The 228-nt window shown below is 74.1% G+C and carries 1 protein-coding gene; it reads left to right on the plus strand.

The window, feature by feature from the left end:
- The coding region (locus ACSHWJ_RS16160) for a hypothetical protein (RefSeq protein ID WP_435928809.1) at positions 1–228 on the plus strand (228 nt) is incomplete at both ends.

Here is a 228-nt window from a genome sequence, read left to right on the forward strand (position 1 = left end):
TCTGCCAACGCGCAATTGGGCATCGGCCAGGTCCGGGTTGTCCGGGAGGTCGCTCCCATCGGGGCTCTGCCCTCTCTGGTCGGCTATCTGGCCAGCCGGGCCGGGTCCGGCCGGCCCGAGCTCGCCGGGCTCGGTCGGTGGGAGGCGTTCGGCGGGCTGGGCTTGGTCGGCGTGGCCTATGGGGCTGTCACCCTCGGTCTCGTGTGCGCCCGTCTGGCCCGGCGCGAC

The sequence above is a fragment of the Methylococcus sp. S1M genome, assembly GCF_051295855.1.
Taxonomy (GTDB): Bacteria; Pseudomonadota; Gammaproteobacteria; order Methylococcales; family Methylococcaceae; genus Methylococcus; species Methylococcus capsulatus.